The sequence below is a fragment of the Microbacterium sp. Leaf179 genome, assembly GCF_001423785.1.
Taxonomy (GTDB): domain Bacteria; phylum Actinomycetota; class Actinomycetes; order Actinomycetales; family Microbacteriaceae; genus Microbacterium.
Window position 1 is genome coordinate 804,173 of record NZ_LMPH01000002.1, and the last position, 24,330, is coordinate 828,502.

21 protein-coding genes are annotated in these 24,330 nt (G+C 71.7%); 8 read left to right on the forward strand and 13 right to left on the reverse strand.

What is annotated here, in order from left to right:
• The first annotated feature begins 1 nt into the window (after position 1).
• Entirely contained in the window at positions 2 to 985 is a 984-nt protein-coding gene (locus ASF96_RS11335) for an aldo/keto reductase (protein WP_055939215.1), read from the forward strand.
• Between the two features lie 246 nt (positions 986 to 1,231).
• Here ASF96_RS11335 and ASF96_RS11340 read toward each other — a convergent pair whose 3' ends face one another.
• Positions 1,232 to 1,636 carry a hypothetical protein gene (locus tag ASF96_RS11340; RefSeq protein WP_055939217.1) on the reverse strand — a complete coding sequence of 135 codons (405 nt, stop codon included), beginning with the start codon at positions 1,634 to 1,636 and terminating at the stop codon, positions 1,232 to 1,234.
• Between the two features lie 483 nt (positions 1,637 to 2,119).
• The gene (locus tag ASF96_RS11345; RefSeq protein WP_055939222.1) at positions 2,120 to 2,365 is read right to left on the reverse strand and encodes a hypothetical protein; all 246 of its coding nucleotides are present in this window, start codon (positions 2,363 to 2,365) and stop codon (positions 2,120 to 2,122) included.
• Positions 2,366 to 2,690: 325 nt separating this feature from the next.
• On the opposite strand from ASF96_RS11345, the gene ASF96_RS11350 reads away from it, so the two are divergent.
• Complete coding sequence (locus ASF96_RS11350; RefSeq protein WP_055939225.1) at positions 2,691 to 3,518, forward strand: CPBP family intramembrane glutamic endopeptidase; 828 nt, start codon at positions 2,691 to 2,693, stop codon at positions 3,516 to 3,518.
• Positions 3,519 to 3,569: 51 nt separating this feature from the next.
• Here ASF96_RS11350 and ASF96_RS11355 read toward each other — a convergent pair whose 3' ends face one another.
• From ASF96_RS11355 to ASF96_RS11400, 10 genes are all read right to left on the reverse strand, one after another.
• A complete protein-coding gene (locus ASF96_RS11355; protein WP_055939228.1) occupies positions 3,570 to 6,377 on the reverse strand; it encodes an FAD-binding and (Fe-S)-binding domain-containing protein in 2,808 nt (935 codons plus the stop codon).
• Entirely contained in the window at positions 6,374 to 7,369 is a 996-nt protein-coding gene (locus ASF96_RS11360) for a PfkB family carbohydrate kinase (protein WP_055939231.1), read from the reverse strand. Before ASF96_RS11360 ends, ASF96_RS11355 begins: the two co-directional genes overlap by 4 nt.
• The gene (locus tag ASF96_RS11365; protein WP_235560588.1) at positions 7,366 to 8,193 is read right to left on the reverse strand and encodes a class II fructose-bisphosphate aldolase; all 828 of its coding nucleotides are present in this window, start codon (positions 8,191 to 8,193) and stop codon (positions 7,366 to 7,368) included. Before ASF96_RS11365 ends, ASF96_RS11360 begins: the two co-directional genes overlap by 4 nt.
• Before the next feature lie 171 nt (positions 8,194 to 8,364).
• On the reverse strand, positions 8,365 to 9,354 hold the full coding sequence (locus ASF96_RS11370) for an ABC transporter substrate-binding protein (RefSeq protein WP_055939234.1): 990 nt from the start codon (positions 9,352 to 9,354) through the stop codon (positions 8,365 to 8,367).
• A 41-nt stretch (positions 9,355 to 9,395) separates the two neighbouring features.
• Complete coding sequence (locus tag ASF96_RS11375) at positions 9,396 to 10,478, reverse strand: ABC transporter permease (protein WP_055939238.1); 1,083 nt, start codon at positions 10,476 to 10,478, stop codon at positions 9,396 to 9,398.
• A complete protein-coding gene (locus ASF96_RS11380) occupies positions 10,475 to 11,254 on the reverse strand; it encodes an ATP-binding cassette domain-containing protein (protein ID WP_055939241.1) in 780 nt (259 codons plus the stop codon). Before ASF96_RS11380 ends, ASF96_RS11375 begins: the two co-directional genes overlap by 4 nt.
• A gap of 2 nt (positions 11,255 to 11,256) precedes the next feature.
• Positions 11,257 to 12,675: an FGGY-family carbohydrate kinase gene (locus tag ASF96_RS11385; RefSeq protein ID WP_082509576.1), complete on the reverse strand. Its 1,419-nt coding sequence runs from the start codon at positions 12,673 to 12,675 to the stop codon at positions 11,257 to 11,259.
• Positions 12,672 to 13,712 (reverse strand): class I mannose-6-phosphate isomerase, encoded by a 1,041-nt coding sequence (locus tag ASF96_RS11390; RefSeq protein ID WP_200934097.1) that lies wholly within the window; start codon positions 13,710 to 13,712, stop codon positions 12,672 to 12,674. Before ASF96_RS11390 ends, ASF96_RS11385 begins: the two co-directional genes overlap by 4 nt.
• Entirely contained in the window at positions 13,709 to 15,103 is a 1,395-nt protein-coding gene (locus tag ASF96_RS11395; protein ID WP_055939248.1) for a LacI family DNA-binding transcriptional regulator, read from the reverse strand. The genes ASF96_RS11390 and ASF96_RS11395 overlap by 4 nt, the downstream gene beginning before the upstream one ends.
• 85 nt (positions 15,104 to 15,188) lie before the next feature.
• Positions 15,189 to 16,187: an aldose 1-epimerase family protein gene (locus tag ASF96_RS11400; protein WP_055939252.1), complete on the reverse strand. Its 999-nt coding sequence runs from the start codon at positions 16,185 to 16,187 to the stop codon at positions 15,189 to 15,191.
• Between the two features lie 128 nt (positions 16,188 to 16,315).
• On the opposite strand from ASF96_RS11400, the gene ASF96_RS11405 reads away from it, so the two are divergent.
• From ASF96_RS11405 to ASF96_RS11425, 5 genes are all read left to right on the forward strand, one after another.
• A complete protein-coding gene (locus tag ASF96_RS11405) occupies positions 16,316 to 17,155 on the forward strand; it encodes a class I fructose-bisphosphate aldolase (RefSeq protein ID WP_055939254.1) in 840 nt (279 codons plus the stop codon).
• Positions 17,152 to 18,309 carry a Gfo/Idh/MocA family protein gene (locus tag ASF96_RS11410; RefSeq protein WP_055939257.1) on the forward strand — a complete coding sequence of 386 codons (1,158 nt, stop codon included), beginning with the start codon at positions 17,152 to 17,154 and terminating at the stop codon, positions 18,307 to 18,309. The genes ASF96_RS11405 and ASF96_RS11410 overlap by 4 nt, the downstream gene beginning before the upstream one ends.
• 203 nt (positions 18,310 to 18,512) lie before the next feature.
• Positions 18,513 to 19,508 (forward strand): LacI family DNA-binding transcriptional regulator, encoded by a 996-nt coding sequence (locus ASF96_RS11415; RefSeq protein WP_055939260.1) that lies wholly within the window; start codon positions 18,513 to 18,515, stop codon positions 19,506 to 19,508.
• A 166-nt stretch (positions 19,509 to 19,674) separates the two neighbouring features.
• Positions 19,675 to 20,823, forward strand: a complete 1,149-nt coding sequence (locus ASF96_RS11420) for a nucleotidyltransferase family protein (RefSeq protein WP_055939263.1) — start codon at positions 19,675 to 19,677, stop codon at positions 20,821 to 20,823.
• A 229-nt stretch (positions 20,824 to 21,052) separates the two neighbouring features.
• Complete coding sequence (locus ASF96_RS11425; RefSeq protein ID WP_055939267.1) at positions 21,053 to 22,126, forward strand: glycosyltransferase family 4 protein; 1,074 nt, start codon at positions 21,053 to 21,055, stop codon at positions 22,124 to 22,126.
• 37 nt (positions 22,127 to 22,163) lie between these two features.
• Here ASF96_RS11425 and ASF96_RS11430 read toward each other — a convergent pair whose 3' ends face one another.
• A complete protein-coding gene (locus ASF96_RS11430; protein ID WP_055939270.1) occupies positions 22,164 to 23,261 on the reverse strand; it encodes a glycosyltransferase family 4 protein in 1,098 nt (365 codons plus the stop codon).
• A 138-nt stretch (positions 23,262 to 23,399) separates the two neighbouring features.
• Here ASF96_RS11430 and ASF96_RS11435 point away from each other — a divergent pair, with 138 nt between their 5' ends.
• On the forward strand, positions 23,400 to 24,302 hold the full coding sequence (locus ASF96_RS11435) for an SDR family oxidoreductase (protein ID WP_055839994.1): 903 nt from the start codon (positions 23,400 to 23,402) through the stop codon (positions 24,300 to 24,302).
• Positions 24,303 to 24,330: the final 28 nt, after the last annotated feature.

The window sequence follows — 24,330 nt, forward strand, 5'->3', positions numbered from 1 at the left end:
CATGCAGCAGATCCCTCTCGGCTCCCAAGGCCTTCAGACTTCCGTGCTCGGGCTCGGATGCATGGGCATGAGCGCCTTCTACGGCGGCGCCACCGAAGCAGGCTCCACCGAAGCCATCCGTCGAGCGCTCGACCTCGGGATCACTCTGTTCGACACAGCGGAGGCGTACGGGCCGTTCGAGAACGAGCGACTCCTTGGTCGCGTCCTCGGCACGGACCGGGAGCGTGTGGTCATTGCATCGAAGTTCGCGACGGACTTCACCGACGACGGCGAACCAATCGGCCTCGACGGCTCCCCAGAACACGCGCGCCGCGCGATCGACCGGTCCCTTGGGCACCTCGGTACCGACCACGTCGACCTCTGGTACCTCCACCGTGCAGACCCGAAAGTGCCGATTGAGGAGACCATCGGCGCGATGAGCGAAGCCGTCGCTGCTGGCAAGGTGCGCTACATCGGCGTCTCAGAGACTTCGGCCGAGACGCTTCGTCGGGCGCATGCGACGTTCCCGATCACAGCGATCCAGTCCGAGTACAGCCTCTTCGAGCGCGACGCCGAGCACAACGGCGTCCTCGACACAGCCTCGGAGCTCGGCGTCGGGTTCGTACCCTTCTCCCCACTCGGGCGCGGATTCCTCTCCGGAACCGTCACCCGCAAAGACGACCTGCCTGAAGGCGACGCCCGCCGCAACCTCCCCCGGTTCTCTGACGAGGCCATCGAGGCGAACCTCCGCGTCGTCGCAGCGCTCAAGGTCATCGCCGACGAAAAGGGCGTCACCACGGCGCAGCTCGCGCTCGCGTGGCTGATCCAGGCTGGCACAGTGCCGATCCCCGGCACCGCCAAAGCCGCGCGCATCGAGGAGAACGCCGCCGCCGCAGACGTCGTACTCACCGCCAACGACCTCGAACGCATCGACGCCGCATCCCCGCACGGCATCACGGTCGGCACCCGTAACACCGAAGCAGGAATGGCACGCGACCGCGGCTGACCTGCACGCGAAGGCCCGCGACACCGAACAGGTCTCGCGGGCCGGCGCCGGATTCAACACCGCGCCCCTCGCTGCGATGCGCCGAAAATCCCTGCCGTAAGGGGTTTTCGGTGATCGTTGTGGCGCCTCTAAAGCGCCGACGGTTCCGGTCCCGCCAGAAACGATCGGTTTTGCACGGCTGGCGGAATCGCGAGATCAGCTGCGATCGGTGCTAACCGACCCTGGTTGCGCACCACGCGGCCTGGGTCAGGGGGTGGGCGCACATCGCATTGATGAGTAAGTCTCGATCACACGGTTCTCGTCTGGATAGCCGGCCTCCGCGAGAGCTTTTCGCACGTCGGCTCGGACGGCCTCTCGATGCGCTGCCCCTTCAAGTTCGGTGTTCGATGACCATTCGGTGTCGTCCAGGTCAGTGAGCGTGCTTACCCATGAGTCGAATTCCGCGGAACTGACGGTGGAGTCGTCGAGGGCAGCGCGCGCGACGCTCCACGCCTCGTCCGTTGCTTCATCGGACAAGCCCGCAAGCCACCACTCGATGCGGCACGAGCCGCCCGCTACGGCAATGTCGTCAGCCCGATCGACAGCGTCAGGCCGAACGAAGCCGCAGGCGCTCAGACATACCAGCAGGACCATGGTGGTGGCGGAGACCACGATTGACCGTCGGTTCATTGCTCAACCCTACGGAGGATGGGCGGTGACTGACCGTTGCTCCGCTTGTCCCCTCTGGGTGGTGCAAAGCCAATCGGTTTCGCACCAATGCTGGAGGCGCCGACTGGTTACCGGTTGTGCTGTGCGCGAGGCCTGGCTACCAGGTCGTGAGAACTGTGAGCAGAATAACGAGCCCTACGACGAAGCCAGCCAGGCGAAGCGTCTCCGCTCATCCTCCAGCCCCGTCAGCTCGGACCGAAAGCGGTCATTGTCCTGGCTCGCATAGTCGCTACTCATCGCTCGACAGTATTGGCCGCACCCTCTGATGGGGCCACGACTTTGCTCATCACGTGGCCGTTCCCAATCGTGCCTCCCAGAACGCTTCTGGGAATAGCGTGCGGTGCGGAACCGACCGTCGCGCCGAGGAAAGCGAGGGGAAGACGCGGCTACCTGGGGCGAAACCGATCGGTATCGCACCAGGTCGCATCAGTTCTGCGTACCGGCATCGGCGCCGTGTTCGCTTTCGAAGGCGCGCACCTTCTGCCGATACCGCGCCATTTCAGTGAGCCCGTATATGAAGCACAACACCCATCCGATGGCAAAGGTCGAAGTTCCGCCGCTCATCAGCAGGACAAGACCAAGGGTGACGCCAATCCCCCCAACCCAAAGTGCCCACAGGGCCCGCACTCGGATGCGACCGAGGGCCAGCCGCTGTTGGATGAGGGATGCCATGGGTTGACTCTCTCGGCCAACGCACTTCGAGCGCAACCAGCTCGCCCGTGCCGCAAAACCGATCGGTTCGCGTCAGCGCGTCAGGACGTCATCGGGAGTCGTTCCTGCTGGCCGCTGCCCGCCTCGGCGCCGAGCCCCGCCGCGCGACCCAGGCCCCGAGCCCCGCCCCGCACACCTCCGGCAACCCGCCCCACCACCCGCTCCCACCCACCCTTCCCCCGCAAAACGCAGGAGTTGTGCCGAAGCCGCAGCGCACACCCCGCCATCGCGGCCCCTCTGTCACGATGAAGCACGAACGGGCGGCAGGGCATTCAAGGGGGCAGACATGGCGCACGGCGCATCGAGCTGGTCGAGATTCTGGAACAGGGGCGGGTTCTGGCGGGCACTCCTGCTCGCGGTCGTCTATCTCGGCGTCTATCTGCTGATCGGTTTTCTGCTCAGCCGCGTGCTCGCCCCCGGCGGAAGCCTGCGGGGCGAGACGGGCAGCGCGGGCGACGTGTTCTTCGGCACCGGCGTCCCGATCCTCGTCACCGGGGTACTGCTCGTCGCCTTCGCGGCGTCGGTCGGGTGGCGCCGCGAGCTGTTCTCGCGGCAGACGCTCGGTGGGCGCCTGTGGATGTGGACCGCCGTGATCGTCGTGCTGGCGATCAACGTCTTCGCCCTGCTCTCGATCGATTACGCGGCCGCGGGGCTCCCGCTCGTCGGCGCCTGGTTGGTGACGGGACTGTTCATCGGCTTCGTCGAAGAGCTCGTCACGCGCGGCTTCGTCGTCGATCTCATGCGCAAGGCCGGTCACCGCGAGATCGCCGTGGCCCTCGCCTCGGCCGGGATCTTCGCCGCGCTGCACCTCGCCAACCTGTTCACCTCGACCGAGGGCGTCGCCGTCGTGCTGCAGCAGGTCGTGTACACCTTCTTCTTCGGCCTGTGCATGTACCTCGTGCTGCGGGTGACCCGCACGCTGATCGCCCCGATGCTCGTGCACGCGAGCACCGACCCGACCCTCGAACTGCACGCCCTGTTCCCGGCCAACGGCCTGCTCGGCGTCGTTCCCACGCTCAGCACCTACATCGTCGTGCTCACCGGGCTGATTCTGCTGATCGCCCTGATCGTGAGTGAGCGCCGCCGCGCCGCCGCCGCACCCGCCTTCGAGTGAGGGGTCGATTCCCGTCGCCGCGGAGCTCCCGAGGCGGCGGGTCCTGACGCCTCACGCGCCAGGCCGCGTCGCCCGCTCCAGCAGCTCCAGCACGTGCACGTACGACTCCCCCGTCGCCTTCGTCATGCCCAGCTCGCACGTGCGGTTGCACGAGGCGTACGCGTCGGCGCCCCAGCCGGCGACCTCGGCCGCCTCGGGAGCGGTCGCGGCCCCGGTCAGCTCCGGGTGCAGCATGCCGCGATCGCCCGCATACGCGCAGCAGCCCCAGGCGTCGGGAACACGGACCTCGGATGCCACGACCGCACCGATCGCGCGGAGTGCCGGGTCGATGCCCAACTGCGTCGACGAGCAGGTCGGGTGCAGCGCCAGCAGTTCGGCCACCGGTGTCGGGGTGAGACGCGGAAGCAGATCAGATGCCGTGAAGGCCACGGCATCCAGAACCCGGATGCCGTCGTCGCGCAGCGTCGCCGCGAATCCCTCGGTGCAGCTTGACGCGTCGCACACCACGGGGAGGGCGCCGTCGCGCGTGGCCTCTCGGACGGCCGCACGCACGCGGGCCGACATGGTGGCGTGCCCCTTCGCGTAGCCCTTCGACGACCACGGGGTGCCGCAGCACAGCGCGTCGATGCCGTCGGGGACGACCGCCGAGACGCCGGCGCGCTCCAACAGCCGGGTGAACGCCGCGGTCGCGCCGATGCCCTCGGAGGCGCCGAACATGCTGCCCACGCAGGCCGGCAGGAACACCGCCACGGGCTCCACGCCCGCCCCGCCGACCCGAGACCCCAGCGACCGCCGCGACGCCCCACCGGCGGGAAGCTCCGCCGAGTACCGCGGCACTGTGTCGGCGCCGAGCACCGCGCGGGCGGCATCCGTCACCGTCCGCACGAGCGGCGTGGGCAGCGCCGCGGCGACCGTCAGGGCGGCGGATCCCGCGCGCGTCACCGCGCCCCATCCGGTCGCCGCCGCCGACCATCCCGCGGCCAGCACCGGGTCGGCATCCTCCCGCCGGAAGCGCTTCATCAGCGTCCCGGTGTTGATGAGCACGGGGCACGCCGTCTGGCACATGCCGTCGACCGCGCAGGTCTGCACGCCGTCGTAGTCGTAGTCGCGCTCGAGCTCCGCGACGAGAGCCCCGTCGCCGCGCTCGCGGGCTGCGGTCGACGCCCTCCGCACGACGATCCGCTGGCGCGGCGTCAACGTGAGCGATCGACTCGGGCACACCGGCTCGCAGTATCCGCACTCCACGCACCGGTCGGCCTCGGGCTCGATCGACACCGGCGTCTTCAGGTCGCGCATGTGCGCGCCGGGGTCGTCGCTGATGATCACGCCCGGATTCAGGATGCCGCTCGGGTCGAGCAGACGCTTCAGCTCGACCATCACGTCGTACAGTTCGTCGCCGTACTGCCGGCGCACGTACGGCGCCATCGCGCGACCGGTGCCGTGCTCGGCCTTGAGGTTGCCCCCGGCGTCGAGCACCAGGTCGACCATCGCCTCGGTGAACCCCTCGAACCGACCGAGCGCTTTCGCGCCCTCGAAGCGGTCGGTGAGCATGAAGTGGATATTGCCGTCCTTGGCGTGGCCGAAGATCACGCTGTCGGAGTAGCCGAATCGCGCGAACAGCTGCTGCAGCCCTTCGCAGGTGTCGGCGAGACGCGCGACGGGCACGACCACGTCTTCGAGCAGCGCCGTCGTGCCCGAGGGGCGGGCCCCGGCGACCGAGGCGTAGAGGCCCTTTCGGAAGGTCCACGCGGCGGCGCGCTGCACCGGGTCACGGGAGAAGACGGCCGCGTCGAGCAGGTCCTCACCGGCGAGCACGCGTGCGCCCGCCCCGGCGAGCTCCCGGAGCGCGGGAGCGTCGTCCGCGTGGTACTCCACGAGCAGCGCCGCCTGCGTCGTGGCCTCGAAACCGTGGATGGCGGCGGGAGTGCCGGCCAGACGCTGTCCGACGCGCAGGGAGGTGGCATCCATCAGCTCCAGCGTCGCCACTCCCGTCGACACCAGGGCGGGAAGAGCGCGGGTGGCCGCGTCGAGCGTGGGGAAGACCGCGAGCGTCGTGGCGACGGCCGGGCGGATCGGCACCGTGCGGAACGTCGCCTCGGCGACGAACGCGAGCGTCCCCTCGGATCCCACCGTGAGGTGCGCGAGCAGAGCCGCCGGGGTGTCGAAGTCGAGGAACGCGTTGAGCGCGTAGCCCATGGTGTTCTTCATCGCGAACTGTCGCCGGATGAGCGAGACGCTCGCGGCATCGCCGACCACGCGCTCCCGCAGGCGCATCAGCCCTTCGACGAGGGCCGGCTCGCGATCGCGCAGCAACGCGTCGGCGTCGGGGGCGGCCGTGTCGACGACGGTCCCGGATGCCAGCACCAGCGCGAGGCCCTCGAGGGTGCGGTACGAGTTCTCCTCCGTTCCGCACGCCATGCCGCTGGAGTTGTTCGCCACGACCCCGCCGATCGTGCACGCCGCTTCGCTCGCCGGATCGGGGCCGAGCCGGTGCCCGTGCCGCAACAGCCTCGCGTTGACCTGGCGCACCGTCGCGCCCGGCTGAGAGCGCACGCGGCGCCCGCCGTCGCGCACGTCGATGCGCCCGAAGCCCTGCCGCACGTCGATCAGCAGCCCCGCTCCCGACGACTGCCCCGACAGGCTGGTGCCGCCCGAGCGGAAGGTCACCGCGGTGGCCGAGGCGGTGGCCGCCCGCAGGATCGCTCCCACCTCGGCCGCGTCGGCGGCGACCACCACGGCATCCGGGGTCAGTAGGTAATGGGAGGCGTCGTTGGCGTAGGCGACCCGGTCGATCGCGCGCGTGCGGACGCGCGACACGTCGGCGACCGCCGCGGTGATCTCGGGAGCGAGGACGCTCACGCGTCGCCCTCCGGGTTCAGGGCGCGAGTGAGGTCGGGCGCGGTGTCGACGAGGGCCCGGATGCCCTGGGGCGGTCCCGCGACGAGGGTCGACGCGTGCGCCACCGCGTGGGCTCCCCACTCCGCGGCCGAGGCTGCGGCCACCGCGAGCGGATCGGCGCCGGCCGTCGCCGCGGGCGCGCGGGTGAGACCGAGCAGGAACCCCGCCAGGGCGGCATCCCCCGCCCCCGCCGTGTTGGCGACGTGCGGGGCCTCGGCGCGGGCGAAGACCACCCGCTGGTCGGTGACGGCGAGCAGGCCGTCGGCGCCCATGCTCGCCAGCACGATGCCCACGCCGCGCGCGACGATCTCGCGCGCGGCGGTGACGACGTCGCCCAGGGTGGTGAGGGGCTGCCCAACCGCGGCGGAGAGCTCGTCGACGTTCGGGGTGAGCAGGTCGATGCCGGCGGGGTCGGCGAGCAGAGCGTCGAGCGCGGCTCCGCTGGTGTCGACGGCCACGCGGGCACCGCGCTCGCGGGCCGCCGCGCGGATGGCGGTGAGGTCGACGAGGGCGTGGGTTCCCGCGAGCTCCGGCAGGCTGCCCGAGATGACGAGCCAGGGCTGCTCCCGCGCGGCGAGCTCGTCGCGCACGGCCGACACCGTGGCATCCCACGCCTCCGCCGACAGCGGCGGGGTGGGGGCGTTCACCTTGGTGGTCGCTCCGTCGGCGTCGACGATCGACGTGTTCACGCGCGTCGCACCGGGCACCTCGACGATGCGCAGCAGGGCGGCGGTGAGTCCGCAGCGCGCGAAGCGCACGTCGTCGGCGCCGAGCACCACGACGGCGGCCGTGGTCGCGCCGCCCGCGGCGAGGGCGGCCGAGACATTGACGCCCTTGCCGCTCACCTCCCGCGTGTAGCTGTCAGCCCGGGCGAAGGCGCCGCGGCGCAGGATGCCGACGCGGTAGGTCGCGTCGATGGCCCCCGCCGCGGTGAGGGTGACGATGCCGGTCATGCGGTGCGTCCGGTGATGACGTCGAGCAGTCGATGCACTTCGCCCGCGACCGCCTCGCGGCCGGGCGAGAGCCAGCGGCGCGGGTCGATGGCATCCGGGTCCCGGTCGAGCTCCGCGCGCACCGCGGAAGTCAGCACCTGGTTCAGGTGCGTGCCGACGTTGACCTTGCGCACGCCCGCGCGCACGGCGCCGTCGATGCCGGCGTCGGCGACGCCGCTGGAGCCGTGCAGCACGAGGGGCACGGACAGGGCGGCAGAGAGGTCGGCGATCAGGGCTTCGTCGAGCCGCGCCGTGCGCTCGCGCATGGCGTGCTCGCTGCCGACCGCGACGGCGAGGGCGTCGACGCCGGTCTCGCCGACGAAGCGCATGGCCTCGGCGACGTCGGTGCGGACGCCCGGTGCGTGCGCGCCCTTGCCCCCGATTTCGCCCAGCTCGGCCTCGACCCAGGCGTCCACGGCGTGCACGCGTGCGGCGACGGCGGCGGTGCGGTCGAGGTTCTCGGCATCCGGAAGGTGAGCCGCGTCGAACATGACCGACCGGATGCCGACGGCCAACGCCTCGTCGACGAGCGACTCGTCGGTGGCGTGGTCGAGGTGCACGACGACGGGCACCCGGGCGGCCTCGGCCAGCCGCAGTGCAGCGGACGCCGCCGGGGCGAGCCCCCCGTGGAACGCGATGGCGTTCTGCGACAGCTGGAGGATCACGCCGCGGTCGGCCGCTTCGGCCCCGGCGACGATGGCCTCGGCGACCTCGAGGGTGATGAAGTTGAAGGCCCCGACCGCGCGGTGCGCGGCGAGCAGTTCGGGCATGTCGGCCAGCGGCACGGCGGTGTCTTTCTCGTCGGTGGTGATCGTCGGCGCTTCGCGCGCGCGTGAGTCGCCAGGATGTGTCGCCGACGTGCTGTCCGAAGCGACGAAGTGTGGCGACTCACGCGAAGAGCGGAGGGGGGATGCCGGGACCCCCACGCGGATGTGGGGGCTCCGGCATCCGGGGTGTCAGCAGCTGGACTTGTAGACCGCGTCCTTGCCGTCGGTGTCGATGTTGTCCTTCGTCAGAATCGTGAAGCCGGTCTGGATCTTCTCCTCCGTCGCTTCGCCCTTGAGCGCGGCGATGGCCTGCTTGACACCGTCGGAGCCGATGGTGGCGGGCTCCTGCGCGACGAGGGCCTGCACCGTACCGGCCTGGAGGGCCTTGACCTGGGCGGGACCGGCGTCGAAGCCGACGATGGTGACAGCACCCTGCTTACCGGCCTGCTGCACACCCGTGGCCGAGCCTTCGGCGGCGAACAGGTTGGCGGCGAAGATGCCCACGATGTCGGGGTCCTTCTGCAGCGCGGCGGTCACGATCTCGGCCGCCGTGGAGGGCTCGTTGTGCGAGTACTGCACACCCACCGACTCGAACTTCGAGTCCTTCGCGACCGCGTCCTCGAAGCCCTTCGCTCGGGCGTCCGTGGTCGAGATGCCGGGGTCGACCGAGACGACGAGCACCTTGCCACCGTTCGGGTTGGCCTCCTGAATGGCTTCGAACGCGGCCGCTCCGCCGCCCTCGTTGTCGGACGAGATCTGCGAGACCGCGCCCGAGGGGTCCTCCAGCGTCGTGTCGACGAGCACGACTTTGATGCCCGCCGCCTCCGCCGCCGCGATCGGCGCCTGCATGGCCGACACGTCGGTCGGGGCGATGAGCAGCGCGTCGGGCTTCGACGCGACGATCGCGTCGACGATCGGCTTCTGCAGGGTGGGGTCGAACTTCTCGGGACCCTGGGTGGTGACGGTGGCGCCTTCCTTGGCGGCTTCGTCCTGGATGCCGCACTGCATGGAGATGTAGAACTCATCCCCCGCGACGCCCTGCACGAACGCGATCTCGTACCCGCCCTCCGCGCCGCCCGACGCGGAGCCCGACGAGGCTCCGCCGGAGCACCCGGCGAGGACGAGGGTGGCTGCGGCGCCGAGGGTGGCGAACGCGAGAACCTTGCTGTTCCACTTCATTGTGATGACCGTTCTCTCTTGGTGGGGTCGGATGCCGGGCCTCAGCTGCGGCGTCCTCCGCTGACGAACTTTCGCCAGAGGCTTTGGGTGTTGCCGCGGGTCGCGGCGGTGCGGCGTACCTGGTCGACGTAGACGGCGGTGATCAGCACCGCACCGACGGCGACCTGCTGCCAGAACGGCTGGACACCGGTGATGACGAATCCGTTCTGCAGCACGGCGGGGATGAACAGGCCGACGACGGTGCCGAAGATCGTGCCGACACCGCCGAACAGGGACGTCCCGCCGATGACGACGGCCGCGATGACGTTGAGGTTGGTCTGCGACTGTCCCGCGATGGCGGTGGTCGAGAACTGTGAGAGGGCGAGGATGCCGGCGAGGCCCGCGAGCGCTCCCGACAGGGTGTAGACCGAGATGAGGTGGCGGTCGACCTTCACGCCGACGCGGCGGGCGGCCAGCTCGCTGGAGCCGACGGCGTAGGTGTAGAGACCGAACTTGGTGAAGTGCAGCACGATCGCCCCGATCACCACGACGACGAGGGCGATGACGCTGATGATCGGCAACGACCCGAACACGTTGCCATAACCGATCGACACCGTCAGCACAGTGGGAACGTCACGCACGTCGACTCCACCGGTGAGGATCTGCGCGAGCCCCAGGGCCATGCCGAGCGAGCCCAGCGTGACGATGAGCGGCGGGATCTTCGCCTTGGCGATGAGGAAGCCGTTGAGCAGCCCCCAGCACACGCCGCTGAGGATCGACACCAGGATGCCGATCGTCGCGACGCCCCAGCCTTCGCCGCCAAGGGCGCGCATGACGAGGGCTGAGACGACGCCGGAGAACACGAGCACCGAGCCGATGGAGAGGTCGATGCCGGAGGTGATGATGATGTACGTCATGCCGACGCCGAGGACGGCGAGGATCGAGGCGTTTTGGATGATGAGGCGGAAGTTGGACCACTGGGCGAACGAGTCCGGCGCCAGGGCGCTGAAGATCAGCACGATGACGATGAGGATGATGAGGATCTGGAAGGCCTGCGCCTTCAGCAGCCCGACGAAGAAGTTCGGTTTCGAATCGTCGAACGTGCCGATGGCGACGGTCTCCGTCGGCGGTGTCGTGGTGCTCATTTCTGGTCGTCCTTCGTGACGGCGCCGGTCATGAGCCCGACGAGTTCTTCCATGGAGGTCTGTTTCGCGTCGATGTTCGCCACACGAGTCCCCAGGCGCAGCACCTGGATGCGGTCGCACACCTCCATCACGTGCGGCATGGAATGCGAGATCAACACCACCGCGATGCCCTTGTCCCGCACCCGCCGGATCGTCTCGAGCACGTTCTTCGTCTGACGCACACCCAGAGCAGCGGTGGGTTCGTCGAGGAACACCAGGCGTCCGGCCCAGTGCACGGCACGGGCGATCGCGATCGCCTGCCGCTGCCCACCCGACATCTCCCCCACCGGCGACGTCAACGAACGCACCGTCGCGCCGAGCTCATCGAACGCGGCCCGGGAGGCGACGGCCATGTCCTTCGTCTTCATGAACCCCAGCGCACCCGCCAGGCCCGGGCGGCGGATCTCGCGGCCCAGGTACATGTTCTGCACCGGATCGAGATGCGGGGCGAGCGCGAGGTCCTGGTAGACCGTCTCGATTCCGAGGCCGGAGGCGACCTGCGGGTTCGACATGTCGATCGGGGTGCCGTCGAAGAGGATCTCGCCCTCGTCGACGGCGAGATTGCCCGACAAGGCCTTCACCAGCGTCGACTTCCCCGCACCGTTGTCACCGATCAGGGCGGTGACCTCCCCCGGATAGACCTCGAAATCCACATTGCTCAACGCCCGGACGGATCCGAACTGCCGCGACAGTCCCCGCGCCTGCAGCACGGGAACGGCGGTGGTGACTGACGACATCGTCAGCTCCTTTCGTTGGTAAGAAGAGGGCTCTCGTCCGCGACGAGAGAAGAAGAGAGGAACGCCTCGGCGACGTCCTCGAAGGACCGGGATGCCGCGTCGGCGGCGAACGCGGCGAACAGCGCCGCGCCGTACGCGGTGCCCTCGTCGTGGGTCGAAACGGTGACCTCGGGCAGCAGCGCCGAGCGCGAGCGCACGACGGACGCCATGGTCGACCAGCCGCCGGTCAGCACCGTCGAGGTGGGAGGGGCGACCTCGCGGTCCATCACGGCCATGCACTCCGCGAGCATCTCGTTGCCGTGACGCAGGCTGGCCGCGAACAGTTCGGCGGGGCTGAGTCCGTCGCTCTGCGCGACGATCCTGAGCACGCCGTCATCGTTGCGGGCGCCCGACACCTCGAGACCGCCGTCGGCGAGCGTGCCGTCGACGGGAAGAGCCACGGCCGCGTCGTCGATGACCGCGCGTCCCGTGGCATCCGTGATCCCGAGCATCTGCAGCACGCGCCGCATGAGCAGTCCCGACTTGGTGCCCGCGAGCAGCACGTACTTGCCCGGGATGACGTGGCGCACGCAGTTGATACCGGCGTGCGCGAGACGCTCGCGCGCGGCGAACGGAAGGGTGTCGTCGAGCACGCGCACGAGCGCCTCGGCGGTGCCCATCGAGTCGTACAGCTGTCCCGTGTGGGTGGCGCCGACGGCGACGGCCGAGACGAGGTGGTCGTGCCCCGCGATGGTGAGGGCGGCGCCGCGGAAGCCCGCGGGCATGGCCGGGTCGCTCAGCGTCCCGACCGCTTCACCGGCGCTGACGCGAGCGCCGAGGATCGTCTCGTCCACCCCGAGCACGTCGAGCGCCGCCTGCCAGGGGGTGCTGTCGTCCTGGTCGATGAGTCCGGTGCGCGAGACGAGCGAGTACTCCGCCACGCGGGGCCCGCCGAGCGCGTGCACGACGAACTCCGGAACGTTGAGGAAGGTGGTCCCGGCGAGCGCGATCCCGCGGTCCCGCAGGTGCAGGAGCTTGGCGATGGATGCCAGGGGCCCGACCGGCAGCCCCGTGCGGCCGGGGAACTCGGCGCGGAACGCGTCGGGGGTCGCCGCGATCTGAGCGGCGCCGCGCGGGTCGAACCACGCCATGATCGGCGCGAGCGCGGTGCCGTCGGCGTCGAGCAGCACTCCCGCCTCGGCCATGCCCGACACCCCGAGGGCGACGATGCGATAGCCCGCGTCGAGGCGTTGGTCGGCCTCGGCCGCGAGCTCGCGGACGACGGCGATGGCACGGTCGGCGGGCATCTCGGCCTGACCGTGGTCGAGGTTGGTCCAGGGTGAACGACGGCTCACGACGAGCACCTGGCGCCCGTCTGGGGTGGCGACCAGCAGCTTGGTGCTGGTGCTTCCCATGTCGATGCCGACGACGTAGTCGCTCACCGCACTCCCCCGCCGCGCAGGGTCCCGGGCCAGCCGGCTCCCGGCGCCGCGACGAGCACATCGGCCTCGCCCGCCAGGCGCCAGGCGCCGAAGGCGTGCGGGACGGCGTAGACCTGTCCGCGCTCGACGTCGACCGAGCCCGCGTCCGACACCAACGCGCCGGACCCTTCGCGCACCAGCACCACCGCGAAACCGGCTTCACGGGCGGCGGTCTCGCCGGCCGCGTCGAACAGGCGGAAGTACGGGTCGGCGGCGGCGGGCAGCAGCGAGCGGAAGTCGTTCCCCGCCGGCGTCGTGCCGGCCGTGCTGATCAGGGCGCCGAGGGCTGCGGCATCCAGCTTCTCGGTCGACACGGCGGGCATGACGGCGTCGAAGCCCAGGTCGAGGTGCGATTCGTCGCGGGTCGAGGTCGTGACCGACCACTCGAGCAGGATCGAGAAGTCGGTGGGCTCCTGCACCTCGGCGACGAAGATCCCGCCGTCGATCGCGTGCACGGTGCCGGCGGGCACGAGCACGCCCATCCCGGGGCGGACGACCACGCGGTTCATCCGCGAGAGCATCCACTCGCTGTCCTGCGCGTCGCGGCGGCGGTCGAGCTCGTCGCGGTCGACGGCCCGGTTCCAGCCGACGTGCACGGCGCAGTCGTCGTCGGTCTCGAGCACGTACCAGGCCTCGGTCTTGCCGTACGGGCAGTCGAGGTGCCCGCGCGCGAACTCGCGGTCGGGGTGCACGTGCACGGGAAGACGCTGGCGCGCATCGAGCAGCTTGACCAGGATGCCGAGATCCGCGGCGTCGCGTCCGCCGCGGGCCCCCACCCACGCGGCGCGGTCGGCCGTGACCAGGTCGCGCAGGAACGCGCCGTCCTCGGCGATCGCGAGGCCGATGGTGTCGGAGCCGAAGCGCGAGACGGTCGAGCCGAGCCACTCCTCGGGCTGGCGGTCGGTCTCGGGCACGATGCCGCGGAGGGCCGCGATGCGGTCACCGCCGAGGTAGAAGTGCTGCACGGGGTTCGGGGGCAACAGGACGGGCTTCATCACGAGGCTCCGATCGGTTCGGAGGACGACACGGCGGCGACGCCGGAGGTCTCGGTGCGGGCGAGGGCGAAGGCCGTCGCCACGAGCGCCGCGGCGGGCTCGATCACGGCGACGGAGAGGGGGGCGGCCTCGGGCGGGGCGGGCTGCCCGGCCGACGCTGACGGGGCGGGCTGCCCGGCCGACGCCGACGGGGCGGGCTGCTCGGCGGACGCCGACGGGGCGGGCTCCCCGGCAGGTGCCGAGGGCACGGCGGGCGCGGCGGGCCGCCCGGCGGACGTGGGCTGCGCGACGGACGACCCCTCCGCGGCGACGGCGCCCACCGGCGCGGCGACGGCGGGCAGGAATCCGGCACCGACGCCGACCTCGCCCGATCCCCGCGGGACGAGGCGGGTCGGCACGACGATGCGCGCGGGACCCTCGTCGGGGCGCGCGGCGCGCTGCCGCAGCAGCCGGAACGCCGCGACCGCGAGCAGGCGCGGGTCGTGGTCGACGTAGGTGATCGCCGGCTCCAGCACCTCGGCGAGGGTGAAGTCGCCGAACGAGATGAGCGCCGGCATGCGCAGGCCCTTCGCGCGGATCGCCCGGACCGTTCCGATCGCCGCGAGGCTGGTCGCGCAGAGCAGCGCGGTGGGGGCGTCGCCGCGTTCGAGCAGGCGCGAGGCCTCGGCGGCCTCGCCTCGGCCGAAGCGCTCGTGGGTGACGACGAGCGAGGGGTCGAACGGCAGACCCGCCGCTTTCAGAGCCGAGCGGTAGCCGGCCAGGCGATCGTCGACCGTGGGATAGGGCACGTCCTCGCCCATGAAGGCGATCCGACGGTGCCCGTGGGCGACGAGGGCGGCGGTGGCCTCCGCGGCGGCGCCGAAGTCGTCGATCACGACGGCGTCGATACCCGGGCGCGAGCGGTCGATGCAGACGACCGGAAAGCGGGTGCGCAGCCCCGCGAGGGTCGCGGCGTCCACGGCGACGGGCGCGACGATGAGGCCCGCGAGGCGGTGCCCGGTGAGGCGGTCGAGCTGGGTGCGCTCGTGGGCGGCGTCGTAGCCGGTGCTGGCGAAGATGACGCTGAGTCCCTCGGCGACGGCGAGCTCTTCGACGACGCTGACGAACGCGGCGAAGAACGGGTCGCTGATCGCGTCGATCAGAATGCCGATCGTGTCGGCGTCGCGCCGCTTGAGTTCCCGAGCGCTGCGGTCGGGGACGAAGCCCAGTTCGCGCACGGCCCACAGCACGCGATCGCGGGTGGCGGGCAGCACGCCGGCTTCGTCGTTGACGACACGGGACACCGTCTTGGGGCTGACCCCCGCGGCCGTGGCGACGTCGATGAGTCGGGCGCGCGGCCGGGGCGCCATGGCCTCGGTGGCCGCCGTGGCGGCCGGTCGCTCGTCGTGCGTCATCGCATCTCCGACATCGTTGTCATTGGGGACGAAACCCTCGGGCGGGCTGCGCTGGAGTCAGCATGAGCCCGATGGGACAACGTTGTCAAGTCACGGAAGCATCTCGGATGACAGCGATGTCGAGACCGAGCTCCCACGAGGCTCCGGGGGCGAGTGCGCGCAGCAGCCCCCTCGCCCGCGCGTCGCCGCGACCGAGGATCGTCGCGGCCGTCGCCGGCTCCACCCCGAGCACCACCCCGCCCTCCTGGGCCACGCGCCACTGGAACATCCCCGGCAGCACCGAGGTGTCGAACGAGATCCGGATGCCGAGCCCCGACGGCGCGATCACCTCGGCGCTCACCCGACGGTCGGTCGGCAGTTCGTGCGCGAACACCTGCTCGGGGTAGTGCGCGACGGGTTCGGGGAACTCCGCCCACGACGACAGTCCCGCCTCGGCCGCGGCGTCACGCGGCTGCACCCCCGTGGCGGGAGAGCGCAGCACCGAGCCCGTCTCCACCAGCGGCCAGCCGAGGTTGACGTGGTACAGCACCATGGACTCCACCTCGCGGGAGCCGCGGTTGACGATCGCGTCGCGCAGCTCGATCCGCCCCTCACCGAGTGGAACCCGCACACTCCGCCGCAGCTCCAGATGGGCACCGAGCACCGTGGCCTCCACGACGACCGCCTCGACCACCACGGCGTCCGGGGTCGCCTCGGCCCGGGTGACGGATGCCGAGAGGCCGCTGTACCGCCCATGCTGGGGGTGCTCCCCCTCGGCGTCGACCGACGGCGGGCCGAACGACAGCAAGCCGCAGGTCGTGACGAGACCTCCCCCGAACGAGGCGCCGAAGCCCCCCGCTCCCGGCCGCGGCCAGCCCGTGGGCGACACCCAGGCGAGCGGCACACCACGGTGACGCACCTGACCGAGATCGAGGCCGCGGTCGGGCAGCAGCTCGACCTCGAGGTCGCCCGCGATCACGCGCAGGCGCCGGGTTCCGGCATCCGGTCCGTCGGTGCGCACCGATGCCTCCACGCTCGCGACCTGCGCCGTGCACCCCGCCCTGCGGCGCGCCTCGTCGATCGTCGATCCGTACAGCTCGCCCATGAGCCCCGCCTTCCTCGCCGTTGCGCGGCCCACGTTAGCAGTCGTTGACAACGTTGTCTCGCGCCCCGCATACTGACGGTCGAGCGCAGAGCCGCGCCCCGACCCGACGTCTCGGAGACCCACACCCCATGTCGAAACCCCGCCTCCACCGCCTCTTCAACGCGACCTCCGGCCGCGCGCTCGACGTCGCCGTCGACCACGGCGCGTTCCACGAACACGGCTTCCTCACCGGTATCGAAGACATGGCCGCCACCGTCCGGACGCTCGTCGAAGCCGGCCCCGACGCCGTGCAGCTCACGCTCGGCCAGGCTCCGCTGCTGCAGAGCGTCCCCGGCAAGCAGAAGCCCGGCCTGGTGCTGCGCACCGACATCGCCAACGTGTACGGCGACCCGCTCGAATCCCCCCTGCACAGCATCCACGTGCCCGATGCGATCGAGGTCGCCGTGCGCCTCGACGCCGTCGCCGTGTGCGTGAACCTGCTCGATCTGCCCGGCGAACCGCAGGTGCGCGAGCAGTGCATCCGCTCGATCCTGGCTCTTCGCAGCGACGCCGAGCGGTACGGGATGCCGCTGATGATCGAGCCCCTCGTCATGCAGACCAAGCCCGGCAGCGGCGGGTACGGCGTCGACGGCGACACCGCCAAGATCGTCACCCTCGTGCGTCAGGCACGCGAGCTCGGCGCCGACCTCATCAAGGCCGACCCCACCGACGACATCACCGAATACCACCGGGTGATCCAGGCCGCCGGAGACACTCCCCTGCTGGTCCGCGGCGGGGGGCGCGTCGACGACCGCACGCTCCTGGAGCGCACGCGCGCCGTGCTCGAGCAGGGCGCCCGCGGCATCGTCTACGGCCGCAACGTCATCCAGCATCGCGACCCGGCCGGCATCACCGCGGCCCTCATGGCCGTCGTGCACGACGACGCCTCGGTCGACGAGGCCCTGAGCCTGATCGGCGGTGCCGCATGACCGGCAAGAAGGTGGGCATCGGCATCATCGGCGGAGGACTGATGGGCCGCGAGATCGCCGCGGCGCTGCGCCGCTGGCCCGCCCTCATCGACCACCCCGTCGAGCCCGAGCTCGTGGCCGTCTGCGACATCAACCCCGCGGCGCTCGAATTCTTCGAGCGCATCGACACCGTGCAGCTGACCACCACCGACCACCACGAGCTGCTCGCCGACCCCCGCGTCGACGTCGTCTACATCGCGGTGCGCCACGACCTGCACGAGCGGCTGTACGTCGACACCATCCGCGCGGGCAAGGCTCTGCTGGCCGAGAAGCCGTTCGGCATCGACCGGGCCGCCGCCGACGCGGTCGTCGCCGCCATCGCCGACAACCCCGTGTCGTTCGTGCGGGTCTCGAGCGAGATGCCGTTCTTCCCCGGCGCCCAGTGGGCCGTCGACTACGTGCGCTCGGGAGCCCTGGGCCGCATCGTCGAGGCGAACTGCTCGTTCCTGCACTCCAGTGACATCGACGTGGACAAGCCGTTGAACTGGAAGCGGCAGAAGCAGTTCTGCGGCGACGCGGGCGTGCTCAACGACCTCGGCATGCACACCTGGCACGTGCCGCTGCGCCTGGGGTGGACGCCCGAGAAGGTGGTCGGCATCCTGCAGGACATCGTCACCGAGCGCCCCGGTCCCGACGGTTCCCCGCAGCCGTGCGACACCTGGGACAACGCCGTGATCCACTCCTGGGCCCGCCACGACGGCGCCCCCTTCCCGCTCACGACCCAGACCAAGCGCATCGCGCCGGGTCAGAAGAACACGTGGGAGTTCGAGGCCATCGGCATGTCGGGCGGCGTGCGCTTCAGCACCAAGAACCCCAAGGAGGTCGAGGTCTTCGCCGTCATCGACGTTCCCGGCGTCGGGCGCGAGCAGAGCTGGCAGAAGATCGACGCGGGCAGCCAGTCGGTGTGGCCCACGGTGACCGGAGCCAACTTCGAGTCCGGCTTCTCGGATGCCATCCTGCAGATGTGGGCGGCCTTCCTCGCCGAGTACGTGGGCGAGCTCGGCGACGGCTTCGGCTGCGTCCGCCCCGACGAGGCCGCGCTGACGCACCGGCTCTTCGCCGCCGCCATCGCCTCGCACGAGACCGGCGCGCTCGTCGCTCCGAGCTCTGTCTGACCTGCTCCCGCCAAACCCGTCGAGTGTCCAGGACTCGCCGCATCCGTCGCGCTGGCAGCGGCGTGTCTCGGACACTCGACGGGCGCATCAGCCCCCGCCGACGCGCGGATCCCGAAGTCGGCCCGCCCGGATCCCGAAGTCGGCCTGCCCGGGTCCCTATGCTCGGAGGATGCCGTGCCTGACGGCATCCTCCGAGGAGACTCATGCGCAAGACCGGCCGCCCCACGATGGTCGACGTGGCCGCCGACGCGGGCGTGAGTCTCAAGACCGTCTCGCGCGTCATCAACGGCGAACCGAACGTCGACCCCGCGATGACCGAGCGGGTTCAGTCGGCCGTCGCACGACTCGGCTACCACCGCAACGCCCTCGCCGCGAGCCTGCGCTCCGGCAATCGCGACACCGTGGGCTTCATCGCGGCCGACCTGTCGAACACCTTCTACATGGCCGTCGCCGCTGCCGTCTCGACCGTCGCGGCCCGCGAACGCATGCATCTGGTCATGGCCTCCAGCGAAGAGGACGCCGACACCGAGCGCACCCTCGCCCTCGACCTGTGCCAGCGTCAGGTCGGCGGACTCATCGTCGTGCCCACGGCCGACGACCACTCCTATCTGCGGCGCGAGGTCGAGCTCGGCACTCCGGTCGTCTTCCTCGACCGTCCCGGCAGCGGTGTGCCCGCCGACGCGATCCTGCTCGACAACCGCGGCGGGGCGCGCGCCGCCGTCGCCGAACTGCTCGAGGCCGGACACCGTCGCATCGCCGTCCTGATGGACGCCCGCGGGATCTACACCATGGCCGAGCGCTGGGCGGGGGTCCACGAGGCCTTCCGCGCCGCGGGACGCGAGCCCGATCCCGCGATGGTCGTCGACGGCCTCCACACCCCGGCGGTCGCCCGCGAGGCGATGCAGCGCCTGCTCGACCTCGACGATCCGCCCACGGCCGTGTTCTGCGCGAACAACCGCGTCACCATCGGCGCGCTCGAGGCCATCCTGCCCCGCGGAGCCGACGTCGCCATCGCCGGCTTCGACGACTTCGAACTCTCACGTCTGCTCCCCCGGCGCATACGGATCGTCGACTACGACGTGGCCGACCTCGGCACGCGCGCGGCCGAGACGCTCCTCGCCCGCAGGGCCTCTCCCGCGACGGGGTCGCACACGCACCTCGTTCCGACGCGCCTGGTGCACCGGGGCGGCGTGCGCTGAGTCGACGCGCCTCGCGCACGTGCCGTGGCGAGGGAATGCGCGTCGCGGGTGATGTCGCGGACGAACTTCTCGTCGCCGTCCGACGGCGGAGGGCGCACATCGATCCGCGCGCGCCGTGGCACGCGGAAGAGTGAGAGATCGCCCACCACCCACCCGGGAGCGATGCATGAGTTCTTCCCCGCCCGCCGAGGGGTGGTTCGCGATCGCCCACGGCGCCCTTGACGTGCGGGGGTCGGCCCTGTTCGACGCCGGTGCCGAGATCCTGATGGTCCCGACCGACCCCGGTGATGCCCTGTGCCTGGTGGGCGCGGGCGCCGCCCTCTGGCGTCGACTGATCGACCGGGCCCCCGTCGGCGACGCCGACCTCGACCCGGCGGAGCGCGAGATGCTGGCCCAGATGAGCGTCGCGGGCCTCGTCTCCCGCGATCCCTCCCACCCCGCGCGAGTGCTCCGGCTCGACCCGCCGACGCTGTCGTCGCCGCTGCACGAGCTCGTCTACGCCCTGACGGCCCGCGTGGCCGCGCAGCACGGCATCCCGTGCGTGTTCACGAAGGGGCCGGCGCTGTTCCTCCAGGGATTGCGCGAGCGCGAGCACTCCGGCGACGTCGACGTGTGGTGCGACCCGGCGCAGGGCGACATCCTGGCCGCGGCCCTCGAGCCGTGGGGGTGGTCGCGCGAGCCCGATCCGTGGCGCGGCACTTCGGTGCACCACACCGCCACCATGACGCCACACGGCTGGGGCTGCGAGATCGACGTGCATCGCCGCTTCCCCGGTCTCACCCTCGCCGACGCCGACGCTCTCGCGATCGTGCTCCGCGACGCCGAGCCGATGCGCTTCGCCGGCGTCGAGATTCGGGTGCCGCGCGCCGACACGCACGCCGTCCTGGCCGCCGTGCACGCCGTGCGCCCCGTCATCGGGGCGGGACCGCGCACGCGGGCGACGTCCGACACGGCCGCCCTGCTGCTCGCCCGGGCACCCGGTTCCCTCGATCGCGCGCGCGAGCTCGGCGCGGTCGGCGTGCTGCGCGACGAGCTCGCACCCCTGGCTCCCCCGGGGTCGCTCGACGGCGACCACGGCGTCCCGCGCGACTGGACCTGGCGCGCCGAGTCCAGCCGGGCCCGCGCCTACTGGGCGGCGCTTCGGGGCGAGCCCCCCACGACGCGGGCGCGTCTGCTGCTGCGCTTCGTCTGGCCACCCGACGACATCGCGCTCGCCTCGGCCCGCCGCGCGGGTGAGGCCACCGACGACCCCGACCGGGCGCGCCGCCGGCGCCTGGTGCGGGGCCTGCGCGAATGGCTCCGCGCGCGCGGGTGACGACGTGCCCGGCGTCGAGGGGTGAGGAGCGGCGTGAACGAACGGTGAGCACCGCCGCCGCGCGTATCCCCCTCCGCCGACGAACCCGGGCGCGGCCCGCGCTTCACCCGGGTGCTCACCTTTCGGGGCGCGCGAACCGTGGCGAGCGCGGCGTCGAAGCTGAGACGTCGTCGCACCGTGTGTGCCCGCCCTCCCCACTCACCGCCGTCTCACTCCGGAGCCCTCCCGCATGTCTGCTTCCGACACCCCGCTCGTCGTCAACGGCCGTTTCCTCACCCACCCCACGACGGGGGTCCAACGATTCGCCCGCGAGATCGTCCGCGAGCTCGCCCCCCTCACCGACCTCGTGGTCGTCGCCCCACCGGGTCGTCTCCTCGACGCCGACCTGGGCGTCGAGATCCGACAGGTCGGACGCCGCGGCGGTCACCTCTGGGAGCAGATCGATCTGCCCGCGCACCTCCGCCGATCGGGCACTCCGCTGCTGCTCGGCCTGGCCACGACCGGACCGGTGCGCTATCGGCCGCAGATCGTCGCGCACCACGACATCACCTACGTGCGTCATCCCGAGAGCTTCGCGCGATCGTTCCGCCTGCTCTACCGCGCCTTGATCCCGCCCCTGCTGCGCTCGAGCGCCCGCGTCATCACCGTGAGCGGGTTCTCGGCGCGCGAGATCGCCCTGCATTATCGAGTGCCGGCCGACAAGCTCCGCGTGGTCGCCAACGCCGTCTCGAGCGACTTCCCCGCCGACGGGCCCGCGCACGACGAGGGGTCCCCGTACCTGCTCGCGGTGTCCTCACCGAATCGCCACAAGAACTTCGACGCGCTGCTCACGGCCTTCGACCGGGCCGATCTGCGGCAGATACGCCGCCTGCTCATCGTCGGCAACCAGGCGAAGGCCTTCCACGCGTCGATGAGCGCCACCGCCGGCGACCGGGTGCGCTTCCTCGGTCGCGTCGACGACGACGAGCTCGCGCGCCTGTACCGCGGCGCGACGGCCTTCGCCTTCCCGTCGCTCTACGAGGGCTTCGGGATCCCGCCGCTCGAGGCGCAGCGCATGGGTACGCCGGTGCTCGCCGCGCGGGCGGCCTCTCTTCCCACCGTGCTCGGCGACTCCGCCCTGTGGGTCGACCCGAGCGACCCCGACGACATCCGCCGGGGGATCGAGCGCCTCGACGGCGACCCCGCGCTGCGGGCCGAGCTCTCCCGTCGCGGTCGCCTGAACGAGAGCCTGTACTCGTGGGCCGACTCCGCGGCGCGCGTGGCCGCGATCGTGGCGGAGGTGCGCGCCGAGCTCCGCCCCTGACCGGCGCGGTTCCTCGGGCGCGCCCGCCGGCAGCCCCTCAGCGAGACCCGCCGTCGGCCACCTCGCCGAACCACGCGCGCTCCAGCGCCACCCGCTGCGCCCGCGCGGTGCGGTCCCCGAGGTAGGCGCTCCACGCCGCGTGATTCGCGGCGCTCCACGCCCCGAGCCGGCCGGCGCGAACGGCATCCACGAAGCCGCCGAGACCCTGCTCGATCGTCAACGCGGGCGCAAGCCCGGGCAAGGCGGGAATGGCGCGCGCGAGGATCGGCGCCCCTACCGCGTGGGCATCGAGCAGCGCGATCGGGAATCCCTCCCACGCGGCGGTGTGCAGGTAGAGGTCGAGCTCTCTCAGCTGCGCACCGACCTCGGTCGCGGGGAGCCATCCGGTCACGTGCACCCGCGGCTCGTCGTGCCCCGCGGCGGCGGCGGCGCCGTCGGCGCTGCCGATCCACCGGGCCTCCACGGGTGCGGCGAGCGCCGCGCGCAGCTCCTGCACCCGCGCGCGGAAGTAGTCGGGGTCCTTCTGGGCCGCCCAGCGTCCCAGCATGCCGACGCGCAGCGACGTTGCCGCCGTCCGCGCCCGCCGAGCGGCGATCGGCGCGGCGGCGTCGGGAAGCGACGAGACGTTCGGGACCGTGACGATGCGCTCCGGCGCGACACCCAGGCCGAGGGCCTCGGCGCTCTCCCCCGGGCCGCACGCGGCCACGACGGTGGCGCGCCCGCGCAGCAGCGTCTCGACGGCGCGGAAGGCCGCGCGCACCGGTGGGGCGACGTCGGTGCGCACGAAGGCGTAGCAGTGAGGGGTGTAGACGACGCGGGCGCGGCGCGGCGCTCCCCACAGCCGGAGGTATGCCCCCGGGAAGGTCGAGTGCGCGTGCACCACGTCGAACGACGCGGTGCGCAGCAGGTGCCGCAGCCCGAGAACCGCCCGACACATCGATGCCGTGTCCCACTCCCGATGGCTCGCGGTGGTTCCTTCCCACACGGCGGCGGGGGCGCCGTCCGAGAACGGCGCGGCGATGATGTGGTCGACGCCGGCCGGGGAGTTCGCGACGTACGTCCGCACCGCGACGGGGACACCTCCCGTCACCCGGTCGACGAGGTGCAGGACACGGCGGGGCGCGGGGGCGGTCACCCGTCGACGCTAGGGATCCCCCGCGCCGTCACCGGCGGGCGAGGGCGGCGGCGCCCCGGGTGAAGCGTGGCGTGCGCGGCATCCGCAATTCCGTCAAGGCCCCCGGCCGACACGGGGGCCGGTGCGTACCGTCGGGCCATGACTTCCGCTCGCGACCAGTTCACCTTCGACAACCCGGTCACCCGCTACGCCCGCGTCGAGCCGCCCGTTCAGCATCAGCCCGAGCCCGGCGTGCAGGCAGACATGACCCCCGTGCCCGACCTCGGCGAGAAGACCTACCGCGGCCTGGGCCGCCTGGTCGGACGCAAGGCACTCATCACGGGCGGCGATTCCGGCATCGGCGGGGCCGTGGCGATCGCGTTCGCCCGCGAGGGCGCCGATGTCGCGATCGTTCACCTGCCCGCCGAGCAGCGCGACGCCGACCACATCCTGCAGCAGATCCGGGATGCCGGGCGCACGGGCGTCTCGATCGCGATCGACATCTCCGATCCGAGCGCGTGCCGTGAGCTCGTCGCCCAGGCCGCCGAGGCGCTCGGCGGCCTCGACATCCTGGTGAACAACGCGGGCAAGCAGGTGATGGTCGACAAGGTCGACGACCTGTCCGACGAGCAGTTCGAGCAGACGTTCCGCACGAACGTCTTCGCCCCGTTCTGGATCACCAAGGCCGCGCTCGCGCACCTTCCCGAGGGCGGCACGATCATCAACACCGCGTCTCTCGAGGCCTACGTCCCCGCCCCCGACCGCCTCGACTACGCCGCCACCAAGGCGGCGATCAACAACCTGTCGAAGGGCCTCGCCCAGCAGCTCGCCCCCCGCGGCATCCGGGTCAACGTCGTCGCCCCCGGCCCCACGTGGTCGGCGCTGCAGGTGAGCCAGGGCGTCTCCGACGACCAGATGGAGCACTTCGACGACGAGAGCACCTACCAGCGCGCGGGGCAGCCCGCCGAGATCGCCCCGGCGTTCGTGTTCCTGGCATCGGCGGAGTCCAGCTACGTCTCGGGCGAGACGTTGAACGTGAACGGCGGCATGGTCACGCCCTGACCGGCCCGCCTCGCGCCCGGCCCCGCCC

Bases quoted from the DNA above. Each gene is read 5' to 3' on its own strand.
- ASF96_RS11405 (WP_055939254.1), top strand. From the start codon at position 16,316: ATGTCGAAACCCCGCCTCCACCGCCTCTTCAACGCGACCTCCGGCCGC.
- ASF96_RS11375 (WP_055939238.1), bottom strand. From the start codon at position 10,478: ATGAGCACCACGACACCGCCGACGGAGACCGTCGCCATCGGCACGTTC.
- ASF96_RS11435 (WP_055839994.1), top strand. From the start codon at position 23,400: ATGACTTCCGCTCGCGACCAGTTCACCTTCGACAACCCGGTCACCCGC.
- ASF96_RS11410 (WP_055939257.1), top strand. From the start codon at position 17,152: ATGACCGGCAAGAAGGTGGGCATCGGCATCATCGGCGGAGGACTGATG.
- ASF96_RS11335 (WP_055939215.1), top strand. From the start codon at position 2: ATGCAGCAGATCCCTCTCGGCTCCCAAGGCCTTCAGACTTCCGTGCTC.
- ASF96_RS11425 (WP_055939267.1), top strand. From the start codon at position 21,053: ATGTCTGCTTCCGACACCCCGCTCGTCGTCAACGGCCGTTTCCTCACC.
- ASF96_RS11400 (WP_055939252.1), bottom strand. From the start codon at position 16,187: ATGGGCGAGCTGTACGGATCGACGATCGACGAGGCGCGCCGCAGGGCG.
- ASF96_RS11370 (WP_055939234.1), bottom strand. From the start codon at position 9,354: ATGAAGTGGAACAGCAAGGTTCTCGCGTTCGCCACCCTCGGCGCCGCA.
- ASF96_RS11380 (WP_055939241.1), bottom strand. From the start codon at position 11,254: ATGTCGTCAGTCACCACCGCCGTTCCCGTGCTGCAGGCGCGGGGACTG.
- ASF96_RS11415 (WP_055939260.1), top strand. From the start codon at position 18,513: ATGCGCAAGACCGGCCGCCCCACGATGGTCGACGTGGCCGCCGACGCG.
- ASF96_RS11350 (WP_055939225.1), top strand. From the start codon at position 2,691: ATGGCGCACGGCGCATCGAGCTGGTCGAGATTCTGGAACAGGGGCGGG.
- ASF96_RS11360 (WP_055939231.1), bottom strand. From the start codon at position 7,369: ATGACCGGCATCGTCACCCTCACCGCGGCGGGGGCCATCGACGCGACC.
- ASF96_RS11345 (WP_055939222.1), bottom strand. From the start codon at position 2,365: ATGGCATCCCTCATCCAACAGCGGCTGGCCCTCGGTCGCATCCGAGTG.
- ASF96_RS11420 (WP_055939263.1), top strand. From the start codon at position 19,675: ATGAGTTCTTCCCCGCCCGCCGAGGGGTGGTTCGCGATCGCCCACGGC.
- ASF96_RS11395 (WP_055939248.1), bottom strand. From the start codon at position 15,103: ATGACGCACGACGAGCGACCGGCCGCCACGGCGGCCACCGAGGCCATG.